Genomic DNA, 5,228 nt, shown 5'->3' on the forward strand with positions numbered 1-5,228 from the left:
CGAGATAGGGCGGGAGCGCAAGCCTCCGGCCAAATAAGGGTTTTCCTAAAAACAACACGCTTGACGCCACTGCCGGCGCTCGCCGTTGCCGCTCGCTCTGCACAAGCACAGTGCTAACAGTTTTCTCACTCCAAAAACAAAAATGCCGTTCAGTCTTAACTGAACGGCATTACTAGTAATCGAGGCTTTTTTGCTATCAGCCAGCGAGTGATTTACTCGCCGTTTGAAATTAACGTGGTTGTTGGTATTGCTGTTGCTGAGGTTGCTGCTGTTGTTCTGCAACATAAATCTCAACGCGACGATTGCGTGCACGGCCAGATTCATTGGCGTTGCTGGCGACCGGTTCGCGGCTGCCGCGACCATCGACATAAATGCGTTGCGGTGACACACCACGACCTGCGAGGTAATCGCGCGTGCGGGATGCGCGATCGAATGACAGCGGGTTGTTGATGGCATCGCTACCGGTGCTATCCGTATGACCGATGATGGTGACGGTTGCGGCAGGATTGTCCACCAGGCCGGTTGCAAAACGATCGAGGATGGGACGGAAGTTGGCGTTGATGTCCGAGCGGCCGGTGGCAAACGAGATATCGCTTGGGATTTCGAGTTTCAAGCGGTTGTCAGCGGTCTGGGTAACTTGTACGCCGGTGCCTTGCGTAGCCTGTTCCATCGTGCGTTTCTGGTTTTCCATCTTGCTGGACCAGACATTGCCGGCCACGGCGCCGATGATGCCGCCTAGCGCTGCACCGCCAGCTATGTTTTTCGAGCCACCGCCTACGCCGCCTATCAAGGCACCCAGACCTGCGCCTATACCTGCGCCTTGCGCGGTACCGCGTTCGGTTGGAGACATATTGGCGCAGCCAGAGAGAGCGAGTACTGCGGCAAGACTGCCGATCATTAATGTGCGCATGGTGGTTTCCTTATAAAAACATGATGTGAACAACGCGGAATATTCAGCGTCGCGGGTTTATTCAAAAACGACTTGATCTAGCATCATCATAATGCAGATTGGAAAAATGATAAGGGAGATGTGGTTGCCAATTTTTGCAGCACATGGCATTGCTGCCCAGTGCAAGGTAATTAACGGATGTGCCGATAATTCGTTGACGTGGAATGGTGAAATTTTGTAGATGGCGGATCAACTCGCGTGCGAGTCTGCCTGTCTGTCCCGCAAAAACTTCTGCAGGAAAGAGTAAGTACTGAAAGCCGAGGCGCATGAAAAATGAAGAAATCGCCGAGGCGATTTCTTCATTCCGGTTTTACTTCGAGCGCAAATCGTTTTTAACCGATTGCACGCCTTTGACGCTACGTGCGACGGCGCCAGCTTTGGCGATATCCTGCTTCTCGCTTACAAAGCCGCTCAGTTGCACGACGCCTTTGAAGGTTTCCACATTGATTTCAGCCGACTTCAAGCCTGGCTCGTTCAGGATGGCAGCTTTCACCTTGGTTGTGAGGACAGTATCCTCAACATATTCAGCCGTGCCTTCTTTTTTGTCAGTCGAAGCGCAACCGACAACGGCAGTCAACATCACGGCAGCGAACAGAGCGGTAAGCAGTTTAGTTTTATTCATGATTGTTTCTCCAGTGGGATTGTTTTTGCAGCAAGTGATACATCATGTGAGTGATGCATGTTCTTTTGTCACAGATTTCGTGGAGGAAGATTACTGGGGCGCAATCATGCAGTCTGTACGTTAGCGTACACAGCATCATCTTGTGTTGCGGAATAGGTAAGTGACCGGAAATCCCGTTTCGTCAGTTGCAATGCATGTCGAAAAGCTGGCTGGCATTGATGCACGCCGCCATGAAAAAAGCCTTCGTGTGATCAATACGAAGGCTTTTGGTGGGGAGAGGCAAGATTAATCGCAGAGCTGGCGCGGTGTTCTTTCGTTGTAGGCAATGACGAAGCTATCGAAATCACCCGTTTGCGTGCTTTCCATCGCTTGCTGTTCGGCGATAGAGCTCAGCGCCAGTGCATTGAAATAGGCATTTTCTTGTTCATTCAATGGACGTGCACGGAAATATTCTGCATGCGCAATGCTCTGGCGCAGGCCAAATTGCTCGAATGATTTATTCGTGTCTTGCAGCTCGGCCAGCACGCGTGCCGATGGCGTCAACTCGGGATGCAGCAATTTTTCCTTTTGTACGGCGAGTGCCACTGCATGCTGGTCGTCGCCGCGCTGCGCATCCAGCACTGCCGCCGCTGCCTGTATTTGTTCCAGCAATTCCAGGCCCCAGGTTTGCAGCGCAATCGGTGTGCCGTCGCGTTGCAGGCTCAGGCCGGGACGGCGTCCCTCCTTGACCGTGCGCGCAAAATTTTCCGTTTTCTCGCGATTGGCTGCGGCGTCCGTGAGCGGGCTTGCATCCAGTGCGCAAAACAGCAGGAAGGCATCGAGGAAGCGCGACGTTTGCAGGCTGATGCCGAGCGGCTCGAATGGATCGATATCCATGCAGCGCACTTCTATGTATTGCACGCCGCGCGCGCACAAGGCTTCGACCGGGCGTTCACCGCTGTTGATCACGCGTTTGGGCCGGATGGTGGCGTAATATTCGTTTTCGATTTGCAGCAAATTGGTGTTGAGCTGTATCCACTCGCCATCGCGGCGCGTGCCTATCGCTTCATAGGCGGGATACGGTTGCCGCACTGCGCGCGACAGGCTGCGCATATAACTTTCCAGATCGTTATACGGCTGCATCAAGCCGGCTTGCGCATTATTCTGATAGCCGAGATCGCTCATGCGCAGGCTGGTTGCATAAGGCAGGTAGAGCGTGTCGTCGGAGAGCGTTTGCAGTTCGTGCTGGCGGCCGCGCAGGAAGTGCGTCGAAAGCGCCGGCGAGGCGCCGAACAGATACATCAGCAACCAGCTGTAGCGCTGGAAGTTGCGTATCAGTGCGATGTAGCTTTCCGATTGATACGTCTTGTCGTCTGCGGAACTGTTTTCATCTTTTTTCAGGACGCGCCACAGGTCTTCCGACAGCGAATAATTGTAGTGCAGGCCGGCGATGCATTGCATCGCCTTGCCGTAGCGCAGCGCCAGGCCGCGGCGGTAGACGTGCTTGATCATGCCGATGTGCGAAGTACCGTACCAGGCGATAGGAATATCCGCTTCATCCGGCAGCACGCAGGGCATGGACTGGCTCCACAATAATTCGTGTTCCAGTTTGCTGTTGGCGTAACGATGGATGCGATCGAGTTCATCGAGCGCGGTGGCAACATCGTGTTCGGCCGGGGTGATGAATTCGAGCAGCGACTCGGAATAGTCAGTCGTGATTTGCGGATGCGTCAGTGCAGAGCCGAGCGCGCGCGGATGCGGGCCGGTGGCGAGATTTCCTTGCCTGTCTATGCGCAGGGTTTCCCGCTCTATGCCGCGGCGTCCCTGGTTCAGCAAGCTGCGATGCGCATCGCTAGCCACCAGCGCGAGGCGGTGCGTGTATGAATTGCTCAATTGGATTCCCTTATCGATATCCCGCCTCATCAAGCGCGGTAGCGTTGGCGGAAGAATAACCGAAAATGGCAGACTAGGCAGGGCGGCTGGAATTTTTGCCGCATCAGCCTGCGCTATCGATGGCGCTACCCAAATAAAACCTGCTTCACTCCACAGGTTTTATTTGCGTCCGCCTTTGGCCGCAACTGCAGCCCCTTTGCGTGCCGGTCTGGCCGGCGTGGCTGCACGACCAGCTGGCGCGCGCGCGACAGGTGTACGTACGACTGCACCGCCCGGACGCGGCTTGTTCTGGCCGAATTTTTTCGCCAGTTGATTGGGCCCTGGCGTTTCGCGCCTGCGTTCTGCTATCGCCAGGCCGCGGTTGGCGGCATCATGGCGCGGCACCAGATGATGTTCGCCGCTGCCTATCAAATCGCTGCGGCCCATGCGTTGCAAGCCATCGCGCAGGATTTCCCAGTTGTCCGGATCGTGGTAGCGCAAAAAGGCTTTGTGCAGGCGGCGGATCTTGCCGCTGCGTACCGTTTCCACCGCTTCCGAATCTTCCGTCACCTTGCGCAAGGGATTCTTGCGCGTGTGATACATCGTCGTCGCCAGCGCCATCGGCGTCGGCATGAAAGTCTGTACCTGATCGAGGCGGAAGTTGTTTTTCTTCAGCCACAGTGCGAGGTTCAGCATGTCCTCATCAGTAGTGCCGGGATGTGCCGCGATGAAATACGGAATCAGGTACTGTTCCTTGCCGGCTTCCTTCGAATACTTGTCGAACAATTCCTTGAACCTGTCGTAGGCGCCCATGCCCGGCTTCATCATCTTCGACAGCGGGCCTTCTTCCGAATGTTCCGGCGCGATTTTCAACAGCCCGCCTACGTGATGCGTGACGAGTTCCTTCACGTATTCCGGCGAGCGCACGGCGAGGTCGTAACGCAAGCCTGAACTGATGAGGATTTTTTTCACGCCAGGAATTGCGCGTGCCTTGCGATACAGCTGGATCAGCTTGCTGTGATCGGTGCCCAGATTCGAGCATATCGTTGGATATACACAGGACAGGCGGCGGCACGATTCCTCGATGCGCTTGTCCTTGCAGGCGAGGCGATACATATTGGCGGTAGGTCCGCCCAGGTCGGATATCGTGCCGGTAAAGCCCTTGGTCTTGTCGCGTATGAGTTCAATCTCGCGCAGGATAGACGGCTCGGAACGGCTCTGGATGATGCGGCCTTCATGTTCGGTGATCGAGCAGAAGGTGCAGCCGCCGAAGCAGCCACGCATGATGTAGACCGAAAAGCGGATCATTTCCCATGCCGGTATGCGCGCCTTGCCATAGCTGGGGTGCGGCGCGCGCGCATAAGCCATGTCGTAGACGCCATCCATCTCGTCCATCGCCAGCGGCAGCGGTGGCGGATTGAGCCAGACATCGCGTTCGCCGTGTGCCTGCACCAGTGCGCGCGCATTGCCGGGATTCGATTCCAGATGGAACACGCGTGAAGCATGTGCGTACAAAACCGGATCGTCCTTGATCACATCGTAAGACGGCAGGCGCACGACGGTCTTGTTGCGCACTTCCTTCTCGGCTTCGCGACGTTCTTCGCGGCTCATGATCTTGATGACTTTGACGGCAGGCTCTGCCGGCACTGCTGCGATTGCTGGATCAGCATCGTCGGTCTTGCAGCCTGCCGTATTCTTCATCTTCATTTCATACGGATCGGGATGCGGTTCGACCTTGCCCGGCGTATCGACGCGCGTCGAATTCGCTTCGGTCCATTCCGGCGTCGGCTTCCAGCCGGCGGGCAC

Annotated in this window: 4 protein-coding genes; all 4 read right to left on the minus strand. The window is 55.9% G+C overall.

Features of this window, described 5'->3' with window-relative positions:
* Nucleotides 1-229: 229 nt before the first annotated feature.
* Nucleotides 230-910 carry an OmpA family protein gene (locus Q7T06_RS07420; RefSeq protein ID WP_304782741.1) on the minus strand — a complete coding sequence of 227 codons (681 nt, stop codon included), beginning with the start codon at nt 908-910 and terminating at the stop codon, nt 230-232.
* Nucleotides 911-1,259: 349 nt separating this feature from the next.
* The gene (locus Q7T06_RS07425; RefSeq protein ID WP_304782745.1) at nt 1,260-1,571 is read right to left on the minus strand and encodes a BON domain-containing protein; all 312 of its coding nucleotides are present in this window, start codon (nt 1,569-1,571) and stop codon (nt 1,260-1,262) included.
* 285 nt (nt 1,572-1,856) lie between these two features.
* Nucleotides 1,857-3,443, minus strand: coding sequence for a glutamate--cysteine ligase (gshA, locus tag Q7T06_RS07430; RefSeq protein WP_304782748.1), 1,587 nt, complete (start codon nt 3,441-3,443; stop codon nt 1,857-1,859).
* Between the two features lie 159 nt (nt 3,444-3,602).
* Nucleotides 3,603-5,228 (minus strand): YgiQ family radical SAM protein (locus Q7T06_RS07435; RefSeq protein WP_304782751.1); only part of this gene is annotated, 1,626 nt, incomplete at its 5' end.

Origin of the sequence: Herminiimonas sp., from assembly GCF_030645555.1 — a bacterium.
Lineage (GTDB): Bacteria > Pseudomonadota > Gammaproteobacteria > Burkholderiales > Burkholderiaceae_D > Oxalicibacterium.